Here is a 22,698-nt window from a genome sequence, read left to right on the forward strand (position 1 = left end):
GATACAGTTACTTTAAGAGTAATCTTAAAGTAACAAACAACACGATCTGATCGCACCGCGTTAGGTGATGATCTCGGTTGCTGCTCCTTTTGGAGCCGGCGTTTATTTGACTGTTTCCTCGGTCTTTTGAACGTATCGCGACTGAAAGCGACGTGTTGTCCAAGTCAAGTACACTAACCAGAGTAGTGACGCCTACTTCCTGCACGGAAGGTAGGCTAGATGCACTACTCGCTGTCCACTCTGAGAGAGTGGGCGGGTAAAAGTATGCTTTTGATCTGGAATAAGGGAAGACAGTTTCTTACCAGCTTCTGTCTCCCGCGTTGGACTGACGTCCTGCACTCTATCGGCCGTTTGAGGGTCTAAATTGTCCTCAAGTAGCCGAATAGGCGGTAGGACATTAAATCAGTCTTTCTTTTTCTGGATCAAATCAAGCGCGAAAAGGGCGTTTGGTGAATGCCTTGGCAGTAAGAGGCGATGAAAGACGTGATACTCTGCGATAAGCCATGGGGAGCTGAGAATAAGCTTTGATCCATGGATTTCTGAATGGGGCAACCCACCTGATTGTTTATTGTTGTCCTACCGCTTTGCTACTTGAGGACGTAAGTTCGCAAGGTGCAGACGGTGGGTTCATCAGTAAGCAGAACCAGGTATTTATAGACTGAATACATAGGTTTATAAAAGCAAACCCGGGGAACTGAAACATCTAAGTACCCGGAGGAAAGGAAATCAATTGATACTCCCCTAGTAGCGGCGAGCGAACGGGGACCAGCCGAGCCATGAGTGTGGTTAGAATGCGTTGGAATGCGCAACCAAAGTGGGTGATAGTCCCGTATAAGAAGCATGATTGGACGTATTAAGTAGGGCGGAACACGTGAAATTCTGTCTGAAGATCGGAGGACCACCTTCGAAGGCTAAGTACTCCTTACTGACCGATAGTGAACCAGTACCGTGAGGGAAAGGTGAAAAGCACCCCGACGAGGGGAGTGAAACAGTACCTGAAACCGAACGCCTACAATCAGTTGGAGGGTCTTTACGGCCTGACAGCGTACCTTTTGTATAATGGGTCATCGACTTGGTCTCACAAGCAAGCTTAAGCCGTTAGGTGTAGGCGTAGCGAAAGCGAGTCTTAATAGGGCGTTGAGTTTGTGGGATCAGACCCGAAACCGAGTGATCTAGGCATGGCCAGGTTGAAGATAAGGTAACACTTATTGGAGGACCGAACCCACATCCGTTGAAAAGGATCGGGATGAGCTGTGCCTAGGGGTGAAAGGCCAATCAAACTCGGAGATAGCTGGTTCTCTGCGAAATCTATTTAGGTAGAGCGTCATCCGAATACCCTCGGGGGTAGAGCACTGGATGGGTAATGGGGCCCCACAGGCTTACTGATCCTAACCAAACTCCGAATACCGAGGAGTACTAGATGGCAGACACACAGCGGATGCTAACGTCCGTTGTGAAGAGGGAAACAACCCTGACCTACAGCTAAGGCCCCTAATTCATGGCTAAGTGGGAAAGCAGGTGAGACGACCAAAACAACCAGGAGGTTGGCTTAGAAGCAGCCATCCTTTAAAGATAGCGTAACAGCTCACTGGTCTAAATAAGTTGTCTTGCGGCGAAGATGTAACGGGGCTCAAGCCATGAGCCGAAGCTTAGGATGCATTAATTGCATGGTAGCAGAGCGTAGTGTGACATAGTTCCATGTCTCCTTAGCCCTTCGGGGTATTGGAGACGCGGAGCTTTCTGTGAAGCGGGCGCGTGAGCGATCCCGTGGAGAGATCACTAGTGAGAATGATGACATGAGTAGCGACAAAGAGTGTGAGAGACACTCTCGCCGAAAATCCAAGGGTTCCTGCTTAAAGCTAATCTGAGCAGGGTAAGCCGACCCCTAAGGCGAGGCCGAAAGGCGTAGTCGATGGGAACCAGGTTAATATTCCTGGGCCAGATGGAAGTGACGGATCTCGAGGGTAGTTCATCCTTATCGGATTGAATGGGCTGCTTAGAGGTCCCTGGAAATAGCTCCATCGCTAGATCGTACCCTAAACCGACACAGGTGGATAGGTAGAGAATACCAAGGCGCTTGAGAGAACTATGTTGAAGGAACTCGGCAAAATACCTCCGTAAGTTCGCGAGAAGGAGGCCCGGTTCCTAGGCAACTAGGGGCTGGGGGCACAAACCAGGGGGTGGCGACTGTTTATTAAAAACACAGGGCTCTGCGAAGTCGTAAGACGACGTATAGGGTCTGACGCCTGCCCGGTGCCTGAAGGTTAAAAGGAGGAGTGAGAGCTCTGAATTGAAGCCCAGGTAAACGGCGGCCGTAACTATAACGGTCCTAAGGTAGCGAAATTCCTTGTCGGGTAAGTTCCGACCTGCACGAATGGCGTAACGACTTCCCCGCTGTCTCCAACATAGACTCAGCGAAATTGAATTACCGGTCAAGATGCCGGTTACCCGCGGTTAGACGGAAAGACCCCGTGCACCTTTACTACAACTTCACACTGGCATTAGGCCGAACATGTGCAGGATAGGTGGTGGGCTTTGAAACGTGGACGCCAGTCTGCGTGGAGCCTCCCTTGAGATACCACCCTTGTTCTGCTTGATGTCTAACCGCGGTCCGTTATCCGGATCCGGGACCCTGTGTGGTGGGTAGTTTGACTGGGGCGGTCGCCTCCTAAATCGTAACGGAGGCGCGCGAAGGTTGGCTCAGAGCGGTCGGAAATCGCTCGTTGAGTGCAATGGCAGAAGCCAGCCTGACTGCGAGACTGACAAGTCGAGCAGAGTCGAAAGACGGCCCATAGTGATCCCGGTGGTCCCAAGTGGGAGGGCCATCGCTCAACGGATAAAAGGTACGCCGGGGATAACAGGCTGATACTGCCCAAGAGTCCATATCGACGGCAGTGTTTGGCACCTCGATGTCGGCTCATCTCATCCTGGGGCTGGAGCAGGTCCCAAGGGTACGGCTGTTCGCCGTTTAAAGAGGTACGTGAGCTGGGTTTAGAACGTCGTGAGACAGTTCGGTCCCTATCTTCCGTGGGTGTAGGATACTTGAGAGGAGTTGCCCCTAGTACGAGAGGACCGGGGTGAACGATCCACTGGTGGACCAGTTGTTATGCCAATAGCAGTGCTGGGTAGCTATGATCGGACAGGATAACCGCTGAAGGCATCTAAGCGGGAAGCCCCCCTCAAAACAAGGTATCCCTGAGAGCCGAGATAGACCATCTCGTCGATAGGCCAGAGATGTAAGCGTAGTAATACGTTCAGTTGACTGGTACTAATTGCTCGATAGGCTTGATTTGATCCAGTAGAAGAAAGACTTCTTACTAGGACAAAAGCATACACATACAATCAGTCGTACTGACTTGGACAAATCCTTACCCAGAATGGTGAGGGGGCGGGAACGCGCATCCTTCGGATACGCTCTCTCCCGCTTGTTGCTCTTTTGCCAATGGCAAAAGCAGCAACATAGAGGTTTTACTCGGTTTGGTGGTCATAGCGTAAGCAAAACACCCGATCCCATCCCGAACTCGGCAGTTAAGTGCTACTGCGCCAATGGTACTGCGTCTTAAGACGTGGGAGAGTAGGTCACCGCCAAACCTAGCAAAACCTCTACGTATCTCTCAACGATGACAATAAATAAGCCAATACAAAAACATTGGCACCCGGCGCGGGATGGAGCAGCCCGGTAGCTCGTCAGGCTCATAACCTGAAGGTCGTAGGTTCAAATCCTACTCCCGCAACCAGCTTTAAAGAACTTTAACTAGCACCAACCGCTCGCATCGCCTGCGGGCCTTGTGGCGTTTAGCATCTCCAACAGCTTGCCACGCAGCTCAAGCGCATGATGCTTGGCTTCTACATCCCAGGTGACCACTACTGTATCAACCCATTGATGTAGCTCGTCGCTCGCACGACCCGAGACAGCCTCATCTGAAAGAGTGGCCGCCAGGTCGTCAATTTGGGCACGGTAAAAGACAGGGAGGTCCTCTGGCAACGTGACCGGGGTCGGCTTGATGGCCTTGCGTTTTATTTCTGCGGCTTTGAGGTCGGCTTCCAGTGATTTCAAGCGTGCAGTCAAAGAGGTTGGCGCATCGCCATCTTCAATGGACCGCACAATGTTCCCGATCTTGGTCTTCAACTCGTGAATGGTTTTGTCGTGCAGTTTGAGCATTTGACCATTCTCTTCTGCCTCCACCTTTTTGCGCGCCAGAAAGTTCTCCCGAAACTCCGCATAGGCCTCATCCTGCATCAGGCCAAACTTGAGGCCTGAAACGATGGAGGCCGCAGCATCTTCCTCTTTGAGCCCACGCATCCCGGCGCATACGGACGCACCCTTCTCCTTAGCGTTGGCGCAATAATAGCGCCGCGCTTTGCCGCTGCCTGCCACGGTGAGATTCCCGCCGCACTGCCCGCAGCTCATAAGTCCAGACAGCAGGTATTTACGCCGCCGGAACGATTGTCCGACGGAGAGGCCATTTTTATCTGTTGCTGTTTTTGTGCTGCGCACCTTTCTTTGTCCGGCTTGCAGCGCTTTTACTGCGTCCCAAAGATCTTGGTCGATGATCGGTAGGTCAGGCACATCCCGAACCTCCCAATCCTCGGAAGGGTTAAGACGTGAGACCCGTTTGCCGGTCTCAGGGTGTTTGGAATAGCGTAATCGGTTCCAGATGCGACGCCCGATATAGAGCTCATTATTTAGGATGCCGGTGCCACGGGTTGGATTGCCATTGATGGTGTTTTGCTTCCAGTGGCCGTTGGTAGCGCGTTTGGTGTTGGCGGCTGGAGAGGGGACACCGTCTGCATTGAGTTGTGCCGCGATCTTGAGGGGGGACACGCCGGACGCGTATTCCGTGAAGATGCGGCGCACAATGGTAGCTTCATTGTCGTCAATACTGACGTGGCCTGTCTGAACCAGACCGTCTTGTCCGATGCGGGGGGCATAGCCGTAAGACTTGCCACCTGCGCTTTGACCGCGCTCAAACTTTCCGCGCAGACCGCGCCTTGTTTTAAGGGCGAGGTCTTCAAGAAATATCTGCGCCATCGTGGACATAATGCCGATGTCGAGCAGGCCGAGTTTGCCTTTGCCCAACTGGTGGAGCTCAATGTCTGCGAAGGTCGCAGCCTTGTAGAAGTTCGAGGCCCTTTCAAGATCACGCCCAAGACGGTCGACGTGTTCGAACAGAACGATGTCAAATGAGCGTGCGTGAACTGCGTCGAGCAGCGCCTGAAATCCAGGGCGGTCCCGTAGGGCACCAGACATCCCGGCGTCGGCGTATTCTTTGACGACTTCATAGCCGTTGCGTTCTGCGTATTTACGGCATTCGCTGAACTGATCGTCAACAGACTTCGGGTTCTGCATATCCGAGGAGTAGCGGGCATAGATTGCCACGCGAGGTTTGACCGTCATTTAGAATCTCCTTGGGCCGCAAATTTGGGTCGCCTTTGTTTGGAATACAATCCAAAATTGAAAACATTGTGGAGAGGCTGCCATAATCTGGCCGGAATCTTGGCTATTATCCAAATCACTGCGCTTGGTGTTTCTTCCTTCGTTCTGCCCTCTTCGGTGGCCCGCTTGGCGGCAACTTCAGCTATCAGGTCGATCAGATTTGTGAGGGTCATTCGCTTCTCCTTCGGTTGTGGACACACAAAACCAACAACACGACGAGACACGGTGGCCCTTAACGGTTGATCGTCTATGCCCGCACAGAGATGATCTGTGCGGGCATCTCATTATGGGCGGCGCGCTGACATCTGTAGCAGCAGAAGGGTCGTCAGCGCGCCTGATGCAGGGTGTCTAAACCCGCATGTTCGGTCAGGCTGCTGCGCGCAGTCCCTGAAGGGCCTTCTCGGCACGAAGCAGATCGTGCACAGCCGAAAGCGTTACGTAGAGCTCGACTAGCACTCCCAGTGCGTTGGTTAGCCGATCGGCTTCAGGCGTCAGACGTTCCATTCCGTATTTCTTGGTGTCGGATACGTTCTCCAAGGCGTGATCGTAATGGGTTTCGATATAGGTTCCTTCGATGATCTCGGCATCAAGCACGCCCACAAGATCGTGCAGCTTTGCGAGAACGCCTTTGTCGAAGATCGCCCCACGCTGAAGTAACGCCGCGAGCGCTTGCGCCTCGCGTTTTGGCTTTGGCGAAATGAAGTCGAGGACATCCTGTTCGATGCCGGTCGCAGCGGCGCGCGCAAGCGGGTAGCAGGCGGCTGTCATTGGTGTAAGTTCTGTGCCCGATGTGAATGGTAGTTCCATAGTCTTTATCCTTTGATGTTTGGGGGGCGGGGTCGCTCGAAGGCGCGGTTCCCAAAAGGAAACCGCGATCTACGCGCGACTATCGTGCCCGTTGTTCCCGGCGTTCTTCTTGCGGAGCTGCCCGTATGTCAGCGTCGGCTTGTAACCGCGCCTGCACGGCATTCATCCGCTCGATAAGTGGCGGATCCAGACGACCGACGAGTGTTCCGCTATCGTCGTCGTCATCGAAACCAGAATGATTAACGCTGACGATGATCCGACGGGCGCAGACAAAGCGCGACGGCCGCTTCAGGCCAGCTGCGTGGCAGGACGCCAACTCCCCGACTCTCACCTCGTAACCGCGGTTGGCGTTGGTCGGGGCGGAGGTCCCATAGGCGAGTTCGACAAAGCAGGTTCCGGCCTTGTCGAAGACGTCCAGAACCAAGCAGGGGCGGCGTTTGGGGTGGGCTGAAGTGGTCCCACCTTTTCGGACAGGTTTGCAGCGTTTCTAAGGTGTATCGGGTTTAGGTTTCATGCTGCTTTTTGCTCTTCCAATCCGGCCCAATATGCGTCGTCGGGCGTTAACCGATCAAGCGCAGAATGGGGCCGCTCGGTGTTGTAGAATGTCATCCAGCCCTTGATGACGCGCCGGGCCTGGAAGCCATCGCTGATCTCTTGGAGATAGATCGCCTCCTGCTTCAGGCTCCGCCACAACCGTTCGATGAAGATGTTGTCGAGGTAGCGGCCCCGCCCATCCATCGAGATGCGCGCGCCTGCCGCGGTCAGCGTCGTGATCCACGCCGATCCGGTGAACTGCGATCCTTGATCCGTGTTGCATATCTCGGGCGGGCCGTATTTGACGATTGCCTCCTGCAAAGCCTCCACGCAGAAGTCTGCGTGCATCGTGTTCGACAGCCTCCAGCTCAGGACTTTGCGCGACGCCCAGTCCATGATCGCCACGAGGTAGAGGAACCCGTTGCGAACCGGCACGAAGGTGATGTCGGCACACCAGACCTGGTTCGGACGCTCGATCTGCAAGCTTCGAAGCAGGTAGGGATAGACCGGATGCTGGGGATGCGGCTGGCTGGTTTTGGGCCGTTTGTAGACTGCTTCCAAGCCCATCTTCGCCATCAGCCTTCTGACGCGATGGCGCCCGACAGCAATTTCTTCCCGGCGCAGATAGGCCGCGATCTGGCGACTGCCGAAGAACGGGTATTTGGTGAAGACGCGATCGATCTCTTTCATCATTGCCAGAGTGTCCGCATCGATCCCGACCGGCGTGTAATAGAATGCCGACCGCGACAGCCGCACCAGTTTGCATTGCTTGCTGATGCTCAACTCGGGATGGTCCCGTATAATCATCGCGCGTTTTTCCTCGGGGCTCACTGCTTCAGCCCTTCGGACAAAAAATCGTTCTCGACCGCCAACCTCCCGATCTTGGCATGCAGCTCCTTGACCTCTGCTTCTGTCGGGCCGCTTTGCTTGCCGCCAGAGAACACATCGGCCATCCCGTCGATAGCCTGCCGCTTCCAAGTGCTGACCTGGTTTGGGTGAAGCTGGTGCTTCGCCGCAATCTCCTGCACGGTCTTGTCGCCACGCAGCGCTTCCAACGCCACCTTGGCCTTAAACTGATCTGTAAAATTCCGACGCTTCGCCATTCTCGTATCCCTTCAAAGGTTTGGGATACACCTTAGCCGACTGTCCAGTTTTCTGGGACCACCTCAGGCACCCGTGGAAGCATCCTCTTCGTCCGCCAGCGGAAACCGAAACAGAACGACATCGCCGCGTTCGACAAGGTCCCGCCAGTCAAAGACCGGCACGAAAGGTTGGGGGGATTGATACATGTGGGGTCTCCTGTGATGCGATTGGAAATCGACACCAGCTTTGGAAACTTAGAAAAGCCTCCTGTTTTGCTGCGCGTCACAAAGAACGTGCAGCAAAACAGGAGGCAAAATCCGGGAGAGCGGCGAGAGGGTGCCCCTCTCGTCAAAATATGTTCAGGTGGCAAGTTGGGCGGATTCCAGACATTCGCGGCTGCGCGGCACGAATTATGAGAGATCGTTAAAGCGGACTTTCGCTTCAGAACACATCGGCAGTTAAGCTACCCATGGCACACCATGGGATTCGATCGGGGTAAATGAGCGAAGCGCAGATCGCTATCGAGTGGATCATAGTTTGGGGAGGCTGACTAGCAGTATAGACCGCCGGAGAGACATAGTTTCGTATAAAATTGTCAAAATCAGAGGCGGTAAAGACATCATGGCCAATCTGAAAATTAAGGTTGCCACCGCTGGCAATAACTTCGTCCGAAAAGTTTGCGTAGCTGTCAGGAATGTAGGTTGTACAGTGCGTTCCATCAACTTCGGAAAAGTCATAGCGGACAACGTCCAATTGATCGAAATTCCAGTAGTGGGCAAAAAGACAGAACAATAGTTCACTAGGTCGGGCGCTAAAACGGAGAAAATCTACTTCTTCTTCTAGTGAGCGGTATTTCATGAATTCGTAAGTGTCTTCAAGGGCAAGACCAGTTCTAGCTACACGCCCTCCATGGGCAAAGTAATCATGATAAAGCGATCCAATGAACCGTTCGCCCCACTCAGTTAGGCCGTGGCGTTTCGTAAGGCTTGAAATGGTAATGATGTATGCCGCTTGCTCCTCTGAAATCAGACTTATTGAACCGCTGTAATCGCGTTCCAATGCATCTAGGATCGCTCCACAGACCTTTGAACGTCTAGCGGTTTCGACGGCGTTGCCGCTGGAAAGGTCAAGGTAGAACAAGGACCAAGCCGCAACCTTGGTTATCCTGATCGGCAAAGAGAAGAACTCACTGTGCCCACCCCCGCCTCGGACAAGAAAATAGTCTTCTTTCAAGCCTTCATGAATGCTTGAGGTTGCAAACCCTAAGCTTGCTTCCAGTTGCCCCAGGATGAACGCGACCACTTCATCTGCGACATCTTGGTCAGAAATTTTCTGCGCGACGAACAAGAAAACTGCAGTAACCTGCGTGGTTGCAAAACCGTCGTCAGCAAGGGAACAACGTGCTGTGAAACTATCAAGTAAGCCGATAAGAAAGTTGGCCTGCTTGGTCGGTTCAGCTAACTCAAACAAGCCCTTTTCTAAGCAATTCTGTAGCTCGCGAAGTTCCACCTCTGTTTTGGAATCCAGATAGCATTTCCACAACTCTTCGGACAAAGCCAGAGGCAACGTTGAGCTGTCTGAGTCTTCAAATATTGGAATTGGTATGAGCGATTCAGATGGACCGACACCGGCCGTTTTATTCAAGCAAAACTGAGGAGAACCTGAGATGTTAAATGACCAAAAATTGGGAGATTGATCGTCCCTTTCAAGATCAATTGCTTTAGATATATCGTCAAGTGACAGGTGGGACTTACTGACCTGACAGTCAGTTTCGCCCTTCAAGCATTTCAGTAGTGATAGGGTCCCGTAGCCACCCTGAACGGGGTCGCAAGGTAGTGCTTCATGTGCATATTGATCGGTTGCGCTCATCGCTAGTATGGACACCCCAAACGAATTCGCAGGCCCCAAACTATTTGGTTTTATTAGACTTTGAACATCATGCACGACACCTGCCGCATGACACGCATCTATAATAATATTTGTATGGCGGGGCTTCGCGTTGCCAATAATCTGAAATAACTCGGTCAAAGATAGACCCGAATATGCAGCCCTATCTAACTCAATATCTCTACAACACAGGTAGTAGACCGAATCTATGATTACCCCATGCCCTGCAAAATAAATCGTTAGCGTGTCTATATCCGGATCGTAAGAAAGTTGCGCTAGAGCACCCGTAAACTCGGCCCTCGACGGATTGATCAATTGAACGGATTCAATGGCATCATATTGACCCATTGTGCAATCAGTTAGAGCTTCAAAAACCGAGGAAGCGTCTACCTTGGTTCCAGGAAGTGGACCTAAATGAGGGTCTGAGCATTCCGGTACACCCACGCACAAACACAACCTTTTTCTCAATTTCGTCGCCTCTCAAAACGATTCAATCTGGCTGTCTCGTTCTCTTTTGCCTCTAACTTTTTGCGCGCCTTCAATTCATCAATGCGCCGTTCAAACTCAGGCCCTGCCGCTTCAAGTTCAGCAACTAGTTTGGGACCTTGAGAGGGATGTACCAGCATCGTCGGTAGCAGAAGTTCGCCATCGTCTCCTAGTGACGGTTGTATCATTTCGAGCATTTCAGCAAAGGCTTCTGGGAAAGGCCGACCTCCTGCGTTTACTACATTGCCTGATTGCGCGGTTGACCTGTTCAATGTGGAGATCATTAAATCCATGATTGACTCGTGCATTTGCTCTGAGACCGTCATTGCAGCCCAAAAAGTCACTGTGGGATCACCCCTAACCACGTCTTTTAAGTGTAGTTCAGTTATGCTGCTGTGACGCGTCATTTCCGTACTAGTATCGCCAAATTCATTGGCGGGACTCTCAAATTTTCTACCATGCTGAAAGGACAAGACATTGCGTGAATCCAACAGTTTATTTCGCATTTGTGCTGACCGATCCCCAACGTCCTTGGTAAACCCAATCATGTAGGCTTCACTTAGCTTTTTCTGCAAGAACGGGGTCATAATGTTCATTCTAAAATACCAATTGGTGTGCTTGGAGGTTCAACCAATAGTTTGCCGCGAATAGAACTTGTGCGCCAGTACGCATTTTCTATCGATGCATGGGTCGCCAAGGTCAGGTTTGGGCATGCTGAAATTCAGCGTATTTGGTGATGACAAACGTTTGCTTTGGACCGTCAACTGCAGATAGCAATTAATACTCCTAAAACCCCCAAGCACACCGACATAAGTGCAAGCCATGCCGGTACATGGACCGCTGGATCATGGGTCCCGAGAAGCCAACAAACCTTGCCGAACCATCCAGTTTTCTGGACTGTAAATTCGAGGTCGGCACCCTTGTCTGCCCCGAGGGTTTCTCTGATGTCGTACGGCATGAAGATGGCGGTGTCATCATCATGGCCAAGTACAAGGACTTTTACGGATTTTTCATTCTCGGAGTTCCTCAGATGCGCGATGCCATAACGCGGGATACCAGCTCGGTACTTTCTATTTAGTCGAACCAACAGACGGCCAGTATCGTTGGGTGGGAGTGCTTTAACAGGCAGTTTTGTCATTATCTGAACTCCAATATAAAGTCTTTGCCGAATAGCATGTAACGACCGCTTCGGGGAAGCTGCATTGCAGCGTCGTTGCTGCGTACGGATGGCGGCTTTGGGCCGTCTGCGTCAGTGCCAGCAAGTTCAGATTGACCGTCGGAGACGCCTGAGAGGGTGCCGGGACAGACGGCGAGTGTTCCTTGCCTTGGAGTGTCCAGAGAGGGAAGTCCCCTCTTTGGTCCCAGACGGATAGGCTGCCAGGGGGTGCAGGGGGAGTGGCGAACGATGACCCTGCGAGTGGGGATGAAAGGGGTGGGCGAAACCTCCCTTTCTCGGGCTGAAAGCCCCTTGAGGGTTTGGGAGAGTTGGACGTCTCCCGAGGTCGCCGAAGGCGGCCAGGGTCCAGGGGCGTGCCCCTGGCGAACGCGTAGCTCGCACATAGAACCGAAGGGCCGGAGTGCGAGCTACTTAGTGAGTAAATGACACGCGCTTATGACTGGTACGTAAGTCGTTTCGACCCATGGCCGCCGTCTGTTTAGAAGGCGACCAACGTCTGCTCCTAACCTAAATTATTTCGCAATGGTTCGTTTAGCATTCATAGGATTAGCGCCTATCATCAAAGAGAACGCTGTTGACATTAATGTAGCACATTTTGCATTTTCGCAACACTTGCTTGGCTAATAGGCGACTATGGCAAAATCAGTTCGCGCCTCAGAAGCCGAACAGCTTTCGTAGCCATACACTTTATTGTGCGACCTTATGGAATGGCTTAGGATTTGCGAAAGGTCTTCTGACCGAGAGGATGCGTTATACATGACAAAGCAGAAACGGACCGAGAACTGGTGGGAGCCAGTTTATAGTCAAGAGGAATATGCATTAACGAAAGATAACCTTCGTGAGTTTCAGGAAGGGATTACCGTAGAAGACAAGGTCTTCATGCGGCCCGAAGAAGTGAACAACCAACTTCGGAATAAGCTGGTTACATTTAAAAATTGCGATTTTGAGGATAGTTTGGATGAAACCCGTTATATCTTTGAGCAGTGCACATTTTCGGGTTGTGACTTTGGTGGATCGGTTTGGAAGCAGTCCAAATTTCGAGGATGCCGCTTTGATCGAACGTCATTCTCGATAAGCACATTCAAAGATTGCGAGTTTAGAGAGTGCGAATTCTCGAATATTGCATTCTCTGGGAATACAACGGTAATTCCAGATACCCTGATAACGAATCCTTCCCAATTCATTGGGGCTGCGAGTATTTTCGAGGATCAGATACCTGATGATGTTTCTACCAGCTTTCAAAAAGCGCACCTCCGGGTGACACAATCGACGCTTTCGCGAATAATAATGGATAATCTCTCACGGGAAGGATCCGAAGAATCATACTATGAGGCCGTAAAGTGCCGCACTATCATGGCTGCCCGGGCAAGGTACGCACCAAAGTTCATTCAAGTATATGGGGAACGCAGAAAGATTAAGTTTGCAAGCCTGATGCTTTCAGATATCGCAAAGCTTTCTTGGATTTTCGGACTCCGTATTGGTGCGAACCTTGAAGTTCTTGTGCTTCGGACCCTCGGATCAATGAATGCTTGGGGGGCAAGCGTATCAAGATCTGTCCTAGTTGGGTCGCTTCTCGTAGCATTTTTCGCCTTGCTTCAAGTAAATTTGAATTCAGATGGGTGGAATGGTGCGTTGATGAAAACCTGTGAAGTCTTCTTCTTATTCGGCTATACAAACCATACCTCTGATCTCGCAATGCCGGGCTTTGGAAGATTTCTTTTTCTATCTAATGCAGTGGTGGGCCTGATATGGTATGCCGTATTTATTACCACCGTAATCAACAAGCTCACCAGGCAACGTTCATGACTGAGTGCGGCCTGCCCACGGTTATTCTATTTGGTAGCACAGCTCGCGGCGACAACGACGCCCAGTCTGACATAGATTTACTAATACTCGAAAAAGATGCATTCCCGAAGAGCATAAAGGAGGGAGCCTTGGAGATACAAAAGCTCTCAAGGGATGATGCAATGCGCAAAGCAATTAGCGGCGATCTATTCATGCTACATGTCGTGCATGAAGGTAAGGTTATTTCAGATCCGAACGGCTTCTTTAGCCCTCTGAGGGAGTCGTTCGTCATTAAGGATAGCTACGCAAAGGAACGAAGGGAGGCGTTGTTGCTTGCTTCTTTTATTGAGTCGAATTGGATGAACTTTTCAAATAGAAATCTGTTGAATAAGCGTATAGCGTGGTCAGTGAGAACTATCGTTATTTCACAGCTTATCGAAGAAGGTAAGATTATTTTTTCACCAAAAGGTTTATGTGAATCGGTCCAAGAGGTAGACATTTCTTCACTGATTGGTATGCGCCGATCCTCAGATGACCCATCCATTGTTATGCCTGCGCTCAGAGAATTCCTTTTGCTTCGAGGCGGGAGGGAATTCTTGGATCTGGATAAACGTGAGTTTGCCAAAGAGATAAAGAGCCTTGGAAAATCTGTGGCTTTGAGTACGTTTAGAAACTTCCTCTCAGGTAATGCTGGTTTCAGCTATTAGTCTCTCTGTTCTTTATAGGAGTGCTATCGACGAACTGCGGTGGCTGGGTCACGGCGGCAATATTTTTTTCGCAAATGCGGCGGCTGCGACATTCCAAACTGAGAAAAATCAGCATATTTCCGTTGGTTCCTATCTCAAATATTGAGCGCTTTCCTTTCCAATTGTCCGAAGTTTGAGTGAGCCAGACTGATGCCTTTGCGCCAAAATCTTGCACATGAAACAATTTTTCGCTCAACTCACTCGATCTAAAAACGAGTTCCCATTTTCTCATCTCCACCATCAAGGAGATAAAAAATGGACGGATCACAATTTCATACGCGCTACCCTGTCGTTTTGCGTTTCGAGGGGATCGGCCCCGAAAACATCGCCGGATACGAAAAGCACCGCAAGAGGGTTGGGGGTGATACTGGTCACATCTTGGAGCATCCGCCAGCCCCAAATCGCCGTCTCATTGGATCCGAAAACTGGGCGGCGGAAGCTTTGGCTGAGATAGCTGAAATCAAGGCGCAGAATTTTGCCGCTGAGTTGCAGTCGCTCGAACAGCGTAATCGCAAGAAGGACATTCAGAAGCGGCTGGCGGAAGGGCCGCACAACCCTTGGCGTCCGACACGTCACGGTCCAATGCGTGAGGTGATTTTGACTGCTAACAAAGAGTGGTTCGATGCTGACCCTGCAGCAGTCTTCGATGAAGGTGTCGAAAACAACCAAAGGATTGCGGATTTCGAGCTGTTGTCGATTGCTTGGCTGAAAGAACAGTTTGGCGATGACGTCATTCACGCCCGCGCAGACCTTGATGAAGAAGCTTATCACATCCACGCCGTAATCATGCCGCGTGTCTGCGTGGAGATGATGCGCACGGACAAGGCAACGGGCGAGAACAAAGTCATCGCGACCCGGAAGATGCTTCAACCATCAAAGTTCGACGTAATAGAAGACTACGAGCACGCTCAGGATAGCGTCGGCGCGTGGTTTTCCAAAATCGGTCTCGAACGCGGTGAAAAGCGCAAGGAGGCGTTCCGCCAGGCTGTCGCCCAAGGTGAAACGCCGCCGCCAAAACGGATGCATACAAAAACGAGGGACTGGCGGCGCAAGAAGGATAGTGAACTGGCCAAGCGTGAGCATGATCTTGATGCTCGAACTGACGCGATCGAGGAAAAGTCGGCGGAGGCGGACGCCATCATCGACATCACCGAAGCCATCGCGGACGGCGTTGTTGATCCCTCGGCTGATGGAACAGCGGCAATCGCACCGGTGAAGGGTCGCGAGAATGACCCAGTTTTCCTGAGAGCACAAAACAAAGCGAGACAATCGCCCAAGGGCGCAGCGCGCGTTGCGAAAGCCTTCCGTCGCGGATGGGGCGCAATGTTCAAGAAAGCGCGCACGGACGCCTTTGAGCGGGTTTCGGATGAGTTCCGCGCTGCCAACCGAACATTGGAGGAGGCAACATCCATGTTGGTGAAGATTGGTGCCACTCTCGGCGATGGCTTCACCGGAAATGTAGGCGCTCTCTCGGAACTTGCCCAGCGACTCAAGAAAGCAGTTATCGCGGGAAATCTTTCACACGAAAGAGCCGAAAAAAGAAGTTCAAGCAAAGACAATGGTTTAGGAGATTGAGCGATTTTTTATTGCCGTAAAAGTCACCGCACCCCGATTTGCTCTCCCATCTTTTTTTTACGTAGCCCAGACATTCTGCCCGGGCCTTAACTTACTAAGACAGAGGACGATTAGATGAACAACCGCATGCAAGGAAAGCCTTCCAAAACCACCCGTAAGAAACGCGCTGACGTTCCGATGAGCGCAGCGATGCAAGCAGCGATGTTCAAGGTCGCCAACGTTGCCGCGAACTTGTCCAGAAAAGATGAAGCAGCCCAGCAAGCTGCGCGCAAAGCGATTGCTGACACTATCGAGGAATGGATCTCATTCCTGACGGAACATGATCAATCAGCAGTTGATGAGTTCTATTATGAGATCAGCATGCTTGCCTCTGTTGGTAACCGCCGCCGAATTTCCAAACACGCGCTTATGCCCACAACGGTCGCCGAACGAGTTGAGGGCGATTTGCGAAAGCAAAAGGAAGAAACTGAAGCAGCGAAAACGCGAGCTGCAGAAGGCGATAAAGAGGGCGGCGCGCCAGTTCCGGCATAAGCTCAGGCGCAAACCTCAAGATTAGTTCGCCAAAGTCCAAATCCCCCTCCCGCAACCAAATACAAAATAGGTTATAGGAAACGCCCGCAAGCGGCGTATCGCCCAAGCGGGCGCTGGTTCTAGACGGATCAAAGTTCAGTGGCGGGTCAAGATGTCTTCAATGTGCATCTTTTGTTCCGTCTTGTATGATCTGAGCCATGGCCCAGTTCGAATCTCACTTTCCGCTCAAGAATACCCGCACCCATGAGGTTTGCGGGGCGTCTGCCTATGCTTTTGCATATGCATTGGCCGGTCAGGTCTGTGGCGCGAATGGCGGGGCCGCGCTTTGGGTGCGTGAGGCATGGCACGGCACGCAGATCAATCCGGTGGGGGGCGCGGCGTATCTTGATCCATCGCAACTGCTGATCGCGCAGGCGCCGCGTCATATCGATGTGCTCGCCTCGACCGAGGAGGCGTTGCGGTCGGGGCATGTGGCAGTGGTGATCGCAGAGCTCACACAGCCCATTGGGTTGACGGAAGGGCGGCGTTTGCAACTGGCTGCGCAAGAAGGCAGCGCCACAGGGCTTTGCATTTTGCCCGAAGGAATGGGGAACAATGCCGCGCAAACCAGATGGCACTGCACCCCTGTTTTTGATGAAGGCAACACAGCCGAGGACTCGACTCTGCAAAATTGGAAACTTATAAAGAACAAATCAGGAACATTAGCGGTTTGGACTGTGAAGTGGAATGCGCAAACGCGTCGCATCAGTGTGGTTTCCCCGACTGCCCAGCGATAGGGTGCTGCGCGCGCGGACGCGTGAGGCCACCAATAGCGATCGCCCTTTCGCGCTGGTGCAACACGCGAAAAATACCGACCGCATCTACTGTTTGAACCAAGCGGCAGAGGCGCAGGGGTTGCATCGTGGCATGGGGTTGTCAGATGCCCGTGCCTATTGCCCCGAGCTTTACAGCGCAGCAGCCAATCCCCAAGAGGACGCGCGGTTTTTGCAATCACTTGCCCGGTGGAGCAAACGATACTGCCCTTGGGTGGGGGTGGATGGGAGGGATGGTTTGGTCCTGAACATCACCGGGTCAGTGCATCTGTTTGGCGGTGAGGCGGAAATGCTGGATGATATGCGTCACCGTCTTGCGCGTGCGGGGCTGAACGGGCGTATCGCGGCGGCCGATACCCGCGGGGCAGCTTGGGCGCGCACGCATTATGCCCGCAAGCCCGATGCGGATATCACTGCATTGCCCGTTGCTGCGCTGCGTCTTGACGAGAAAACTGACACGGCGTTGCAGCGGCTTGGTCTGCGGAAAATCTCGGACCTGTTGGCTTTGCCCCGCATGACAATCGCGCGTCGTTTCGGGCCGAATGTCATGTTGCGACTGGATCAGGCAATGGGCACCCAGGACGAGACGATCACACCGATTGGCGAGGCACCGCACTATGCTGTGCGTATGACATTGCCCGAGCCGATCGGGCTTAGCGCTGATGTGATGGCGGGCACGAAAAGGTTGCTGGATCAGCTTTGCGACAAGTTGAAACGCCAGGCCATGGGGGCACGGCGATTGCAGTTAACGATGCGGCGGGTGGATCAGGGCGCGCAGCAAATCGAACTGCGTCTTGCGGCACCCATGCGCGATGCAATGCGTATTTTGCCCTTATTTGACCGGGGGATCCGGACTGTAGATGCGGGTTTTGGCATCGACCAGTTACGGCTTGAAGCGACGCAGGTTGAAAACCTTGCCGACGCGCAAATCACCGCCGCCACGGCTGCGCGCCCTGACGGGCTGGAGGATCTGATCACCCGTCTTGGGAACCGGATCGGGCTTGAAAACATTCAACGTTTTCTACCGGCAGACAGTCATATCCCCGAGCGGAGCTTTCAAATCGTACCAGCGGCCTACAGTACCGCCACGGGATCATGGTCCACTCTGCGGCCGCGCCCTTTGTGCCTGTTCCCGCCGGAACCTATCGCAGCCAGTGGGGCACGCCCGCCCGCACAGTTTCGCTGGCGCCGGATGTCGCTGACCACGGGGCGGGCGACAGGGCCTGAACGTATCGCGCCTGAATGGTGGTTGCCAGATGACAACTGGCGGTCAGGTGTGCGGGATTATTGGAAAGTGGACACAACGCAGGGCCGGCGATTGTGGTTGTTTTATACGCCGCAAAACCCGAACTGGTTTGTGCAGGGTGAATTTCCATGAAGGCGCGAAACCCATCTCTGGATCCCGGCTATGCGGAACTGTGTTGCACGTCTAACTTTACGTTCCTGCGGGGGGCATCCCACCCAGAGGAATTGGTTTCTCGGGCGGCCCAGTTGGGGCTGAACGCCTTGGCCATCACAGACCATAATTCGCTGGCCGGGGTCGTTCGGGCCTATTCCGCCCTGAAAGAGCTTCGTCGCGAGTTGGGGGCTGATGCGCCCTTGCCAAGGCTTGTTATCGGGGCGCGGCTGATCTTGCGCGATAGCGATACCCATTGGGTCGCATTGCCCCACGACCGTGAAGCCTATGCGCGGTTGACGCGGTTATTGACCCTTGGCAAACGACGTGCCCCCAAAGGGGCCTGCTATCTGGACCTGCCCGATCTGGTTCAAGGCTGTGCAGGCATGAGCTTGATTGCCGTGCCGCAAGCGTCTTTGAAAAGCAGTCAGCCCGATATTATGACGCTGAAAAAGCACTTTCCTGCGGATGTCTTTATCGGTGTCGCGCCGCGCTATGATGGCAGTGATCAACGCTATTTCGATGCCTGCGCCACCCTCGCGCATCGCACCGCAGCGCCGATGGTGGCCGTGGGGGATGTGTTGATGCACCACGGTGCGCGACGGCAGTTGGCTGATGTTCTGACCTGCCTGCGCCACAATATTACGATCGATCAAATCGGCACGCGTGCCTTACCCAACGCTGAAAAACGCCTCAAGCCCGAAGCTGACATGAAGCGCCTGTTCGCCCGTCACCCGGCGGCCTTGCGCCGCACGACACAGATCGCGGCCAGGTCCAGCTTTTGCCTGTCCGAACTCAGCTATGATTACCCGGACGAGATCGCAGACAATGAAACGCCCCAAGACCGTTTGGCGCGATTGGCGTCCGAGGGTCTGAAGGTCCGCTATCCCAAGGGGGCACCTGCGCGGGCGATTGCGCAAATGGAAAAAGAACTGGCGTTGGTCAAGACGCTCGATTTTCCGGCCTATTTCCTCACGGTGCATGACATCGTTCAATTCGCGCGCTCCAAGGGGATCTTGTGCCAAGGGCGGGGGTCCGCGGCCAACTCGATCTTGTGCTATCTGTTGGGCATCACCGACGTCAGCCCCGAGACGATTACCATGGTGGTGGAACGCTTTGTGTCAGAACATCGCGGAGAGCCGCCGGATATCGACGTCGATTTCGAACATGAACGCCGCGAAGAGGTCATCCAGCATATCTACGCCAAATACGGCCGGCACCGCGCCGGGCTTTGCGCCACGGTGATCCATTTCCGCTCGCGCGCGGCGATCTCCGAGGTGGGCAAGGTTATGGGCTTGTCCAAGGATGTCACGGCCAATCTCTCGGGGCAAATCTGGGGCACCAGCAATGGCGGCCCGGACCCCGAGCGCGTTAAACAACTGGGGCTTGATCTATCGGACCCGCGTCTGGCGCTGACCATCAAGCTGATTGGTGAAATCATCGGGTTTCCGCGACATCTGAGCCAGCATGTCGGCGGGTTTGTCATCACCAAGGGGCGATTGGATGAGCTTTGCCCTATCGAAAACGCCGCGATGGATGACCGCACGATCATCGAATGGGACAAGGATGATATCGACGCTCTGAATATTCTGAAGGTCGATATCCTGTCGCTTGGGATGCTCACCTGTATCCGCAAAAGCTTTGATCTGATCGCGCAACATGGGGGCAAAAAACACAGCATCGCCAGCATACCCCAAGATGATGCGCAAACCTATGACATGCTGGGCGTTGCGGACGCCATTGGTGTGTTTCAGGTGGAAAGCCGCGCGCAGATGAACTTTCTGCCGCGGATGAAGCCCCGTGAATTATATGATTTGGTGATCGAGGTGGCGATTGTGCGCCCCGGCCCCATTCAGGGCGGCATGGTACACCCCTATATCAATCGCAGGCAGGGGAACGAAGCCGTGGTTTTCCCCTCGAAAGAGCTGGAAGACGTGCTGGGCAAAACGCTTGGCGTGCCATTGTTCCAGGAGCAAGCCATGCAGATCGCTGTCGTCGCAGCCGGGTTCCTGCCAAGCGAGGCAGACCAGCTGCGCCGTTCTATGGCAACCTTCAGGCGGATGGGTACGATTGGCCAACTTCGCGATAAATTCATCAATGGCATGTTGGCGCGGGGCTATGAAAACGCTTTCGCCGAGAATTGCTTTTCCCAGATCGAGGGCTTTGGCGAATACGGTTTCCCTGAAAGCCATGCCGCTGCTTTTGCAATGCTTGCCTATGTATCGGCCTGGCTGAAATGCCATCATCCGGCAGCCTTTGCCTGCGGCTTGCTGAATGCGCAGCCTATGGGGTTTTATGCGCCCGCCCAGATCGTGCGCGATGCCCGCGAGCATCACATCGAAGTGCGCCCCGTCTGTGTCAACACAAGCGAATGGGACAACACGCTTGAAAAGCGCAGCGACGGGTCACTGGCTTTGCGATTGGGGTTTCGCCAGATCAAAGGCTTTCGTGAAGAGGATGCAGGGTGGATCGTTGCCGCGCGTGGCAATGGCTACCCCGATCCCGAAGCTTTGTGGTTAAGGGCAGGGCTTTCGCCCGCGGTTCTGGAACGTTTGGCCGAAGCCGACGCCTATGCAGTGCTTGGCTTGGGACGACGCGACGCCTTGTGGGCGGTAAAAGCGATCAAAGGCAACGCGCCCCTGCCGTTGTTCAATGATAAGATCGAGGGCGAGGGCATTGCCGAACAGCCTGTCACTTTGCCCGCCATGCATTTAGGGCAGGAAGTGGTCGAGGATTACGTGGCCATGCGCCTGTCGCTGAAAGCCCATCCGATGGAACTGTTGCGCCCGGCCATGACGGGGCTGACAGCTCATGACGCGCTGCCCGAGGTGCCTTTGGGGCCTATGGCACAAAGGCCCATTTCTGTCTGCGGTCTGGTGATCACGCGGCAACGGCCCGGTACGGCGTCGGGTGTCGTTTTCCTGACGCTTGAGGATGAAACAGGTGTGTCAAATGTGGTGGTCTGGAAAAAGGTCTATGCACAATTCCGCCGCGCGGTGATGACGGGGCGCTTGCTGCGCATCACCGGCCATGTACAACGCGAAGGTATCGTGGTGCATGTGATTGCGCATAGCATCGAAGACGTGTCGCACTATCTCAGCCGTCTCGGCCACCCGATGGATGATGCGGTAGGCATCACGCAACCCCAAGCCGACGACGCACCAAGATCCCGCACCCAACCCCGTGCCATGCACCCCCGCGATCAGGCCAAGCGTTTGTTCCCAAGCAGGGATTTCCACTAGTCGTGCGCTTTGCAGGGCGTCCCATGAGCGGGTGCGCATGATGTGTGCAAGCCTTCACGCCGCGCGAAAGTGCAGCCCTGTGGTCAGACCGATGAGCATTCAAGAAAGCTTTTTCAATTATAGGCCCAGCCTATTTGCGTAGAAACGGCGATCCGTATTTCTTCTGTTCCAAATAATGCACAACAGGAGAGACCAAAATGAAATCCCCCACCACATTGATCAAAGGCGGCCTGCTGGCGGCCAGCCTCATGGCCTTTGCGCCGCTTGCCGCCCTGGCTGATGACGTGTCGATCCGCCTTGGCCATGTTCTGCCGGAAAGCCACAGCTGGCACGTTGCCGCCACTGGTTTCGCCGAAGAGGTCAACAACCGCACAGAAGGTCGCGTTGCGATCAAGGTCTTCCCCTCCGGCCAGCTTGGCAGCGAAAAGGAAGTGATCGAGGGGCTGCAATTCGGGTCGGTGCAGGCCGGACTGATCGGTTCCGGGTCGTTCCAGGGGATCGAGCCGCGCATGGGCATCATCGAGATGCCCTATGCCTGGGGCGCGCGGGATCAGGCCTTTGCCGCGCTGGACGGCGATCTGGGCGTTGCACTGGCCGATATGCTCGATGGCAAGGGGATCAAGGTTCTGGGCTGGTGGGAAAACGGTTTCCGCAACATCACCAACAACGTCCGCCCCGTTGAAAAGCCCGAAGACCTCGCCGGTCTGAAAATCCGTGTCACGCCCGACAAAGTGCGCTTGGCAACATTCGAAGGTCTGGGCGCAGAACCGGCACCCCTGTCGTTCGGCGAATTGTATTCCGCGCTGCAACAGGGGCTGTTTGATGCGCAGGAAAACCCGCTGGCAATCATCTATTCCGCGTCCTTCTTCGAAGTGCAGAAATACGTCTCGCTGTCTGAACACATCTGGGGCGCTGCCACGCTGACCATGTCGAAATCCGTCTGGGACAAGATCTCTCCCGAGGATCAGGCCATCGTCATGGAAGCCGCCACATCCTGGGGCCTGAAACAGCGCGACATGGTTGCCGCCGCCAATGACAAGCTGATCGCCCAGTTGGAAGCAGAAGGCATGCAGTTCAACGAGGTCGACAAAGCCGCCTTTATCGAAGCGGTCGCACCGATCTGGGAAAGCCAGAAGGACGTTTATGGCGAAGAGCTTCTGACCATCCTGGACCAGTACCGCAAATGACTTTGCGACCTGA

17 protein-coding genes, 1 tRNA gene and 2 rRNA genes are annotated in these 22,698 nt (G+C 53.7%); 11 read left to right on the plus strand and 9 right to left on the minus strand.

Annotation, left to right across the window (positions count from 1 at the left end; genetic code table 11):
* Positions 1 to 425: 425 nt before the first annotated feature.
* The 3 genes from EE36_RS00020 (at position 426) to EE36_RS00030 (ending at position 3,737) form a co-directional block, all read left to right on the plus strand.
* A 23S ribosomal RNA gene (locus EE36_RS00020) occupies positions 426 to 3,293 on the plus strand.
* A gap of 183 nt (positions 3,294 to 3,476) precedes the next feature.
* Positions 3,477 to 3,591 (plus strand): 5S ribosomal RNA (rrf, locus tag EE36_RS00025).
* Between the two features lie 69 nt (positions 3,592 to 3,660).
* Positions 3,661 to 3,737 (plus strand) — tRNA-Met (locus tag EE36_RS00030).
* A gap of 17 nt (positions 3,738 to 3,754) precedes the next feature.
* Here the strand turns inward: EE36_RS00030 and EE36_RS00035 are convergent.
* The 9 genes from EE36_RS00035 to EE36_RS17425 all read right to left on the minus strand — a co-directional run bounded on the left by EE36_RS00035 (position 3,755) and on the right by EE36_RS17425 (position 11,372).
* Complete coding sequence (locus EE36_RS00035) at positions 3,755 to 5,398, minus strand: recombinase family protein (RefSeq protein ID WP_005848216.1); 1,644 nt, start codon at positions 5,396 to 5,398, stop codon at positions 3,755 to 3,757.
* Entirely contained in the window at positions 5,395 to 5,610 is a 216-nt protein-coding gene (locus tag EE36_RS00040) for a hypothetical protein (RefSeq protein WP_005848217.1), read from the minus strand. Before EE36_RS00040 ends, EE36_RS00035 begins: the two co-directional genes overlap by 4 nt.
* Before the next feature lie 193 nt (positions 5,611 to 5,803).
* Positions 5,804 to 6,244, minus strand: coding sequence for a hypothetical protein (locus EE36_RS00045; RefSeq protein WP_005848219.1), 441 nt, complete (start codon positions 6,242 to 6,244; stop codon positions 5,804 to 5,806).
* 79 nt (positions 6,245 to 6,323) lie between these two features.
* Positions 6,324 to 6,668 (minus strand): hypothetical protein, encoded by a 345-nt coding sequence (locus EE36_RS00050; RefSeq protein ID WP_005848221.1) that lies wholly within the window; start codon positions 6,666 to 6,668, stop codon positions 6,324 to 6,326.
* 86 nt (positions 6,669 to 6,754) lie between these two features.
* A protein-coding gene (locus EE36_RS00055) for an IS3 family transposase (protein ID WP_198005472.1) occupies positions 6,755 to 7,881 on the minus strand; the annotation gives its coding sequence in 2 pieces (ribosomal slippage) (positions 6,755 to 7,611 and positions 7,611 to 7,881; 1,128 coding nt in all).
* Positions 7,882 to 7,944: 63 nt separating this feature from the next.
* Positions 7,945 to 8,067, minus strand: a complete 123-nt coding sequence (locus tag EE36_RS17730) for a hypothetical protein (RefSeq protein WP_005848228.1) — start codon at positions 8,065 to 8,067, stop codon at positions 7,945 to 7,947.
* Between the two features lie 235 nt (positions 8,068 to 8,302).
* Positions 8,303 to 10,096 (minus strand): caspase family protein, encoded by a 1,794-nt coding sequence (locus tag EE36_RS00065; RefSeq protein WP_005848229.1) that lies wholly within the window; start codon positions 10,094 to 10,096, stop codon positions 8,303 to 8,305.
* A gap of 116 nt (positions 10,097 to 10,212) precedes the next feature.
* The gene (locus EE36_RS00070) at positions 10,213 to 10,830 is read right to left on the minus strand and encodes a hypothetical protein (RefSeq protein ID WP_005848232.1); all 618 of its coding nucleotides are present in this window, start codon (positions 10,828 to 10,830) and stop codon (positions 10,213 to 10,215) included.
* A gap of 164 nt (positions 10,831 to 10,994) precedes the next feature.
* The gene (locus EE36_RS17425) at positions 10,995 to 11,372 is read right to left on the minus strand and encodes a hypothetical protein (RefSeq protein ID WP_156785493.1); all 378 of its coding nucleotides are present in this window, start codon (positions 11,370 to 11,372) and stop codon (positions 10,995 to 10,997) included.
* Positions 11,373 to 12,167: 795 nt separating this feature from the next.
* Between EE36_RS17425 and EE36_RS00080 the strand changes: the two genes are divergently transcribed.
* The 8 genes from EE36_RS00080 (at position 12,168) to EE36_RS00115 (ending at position 22,685) form a co-directional block, all read left to right on the plus strand.
* Complete coding sequence (locus EE36_RS00080) at positions 12,168 to 13,217, plus strand: pentapeptide repeat-containing protein (protein ID WP_005848236.1); 1,050 nt, start codon at positions 12,168 to 12,170, stop codon at positions 13,215 to 13,217.
* Positions 13,214 to 13,903, plus strand: coding sequence for a nucleotidyltransferase domain-containing protein (locus EE36_RS00085; RefSeq protein WP_005848238.1), 690 nt, complete (start codon positions 13,214 to 13,216; stop codon positions 13,901 to 13,903). The genes EE36_RS00080 and EE36_RS00085 overlap by 4 nt, the downstream gene beginning before the upstream one ends.
* 294 nt (positions 13,904 to 14,197) lie before the next feature.
* Complete coding sequence (locus EE36_RS00090) at positions 14,198 to 15,517, plus strand: plasmid recombination protein (protein ID WP_005848240.1); 1,320 nt, start codon at positions 14,198 to 14,200, stop codon at positions 15,515 to 15,517.
* 114 nt (positions 15,518 to 15,631) lie between these two features.
* Positions 15,632 to 16,048, plus strand: a complete 417-nt coding sequence (locus EE36_RS00095; RefSeq protein WP_005848242.1) for a hypothetical protein — start codon at positions 15,632 to 15,634, stop codon at positions 16,046 to 16,048.
* Between the two features lie 197 nt (positions 16,049 to 16,245).
* On the plus strand, positions 16,246 to 16,824 hold the full coding sequence (locus EE36_RS00100; protein WP_005848244.1) for an ImuA family protein: 579 nt from the start codon (positions 16,246 to 16,248) through the stop codon (positions 16,822 to 16,824).
* Entirely contained in the window at positions 16,796 to 18,238 is a 1,443-nt protein-coding gene (locus EE36_RS00105; protein ID WP_254655515.1) for a DNA polymerase Y family protein, read from the plus strand. The genes EE36_RS00100 and EE36_RS00105 overlap by 29 nt, the downstream gene beginning before the upstream one ends.
* Positions 18,235 to 21,498 (plus strand): error-prone DNA polymerase, encoded by a 3,264-nt coding sequence (locus EE36_RS00110; RefSeq protein ID WP_083776443.1) that lies wholly within the window; start codon positions 18,235 to 18,237, stop codon positions 21,496 to 21,498. Before EE36_RS00105 ends, EE36_RS00110 begins: the two co-directional genes overlap by 4 nt.
* 197 nt (positions 21,499 to 21,695) lie before the next feature.
* On the plus strand, positions 21,696 to 22,685 hold the full coding sequence (locus EE36_RS00115) for a DctP family TRAP transporter solute-binding subunit (RefSeq protein WP_005848250.1): 990 nt from the start codon (positions 21,696 to 21,698) through the stop codon (positions 22,683 to 22,685).
* Positions 22,686 to 22,698: the final 13 nt, after the last annotated feature.

The sequence above is a fragment of the Sulfitobacter sp. EE-36 genome, from assembly GCF_000152605.1.
Lineage (GTDB): Bacteria > Pseudomonadota > Alphaproteobacteria > Rhodobacterales > Rhodobacteraceae > Sulfitobacter > Sulfitobacter pontiacus.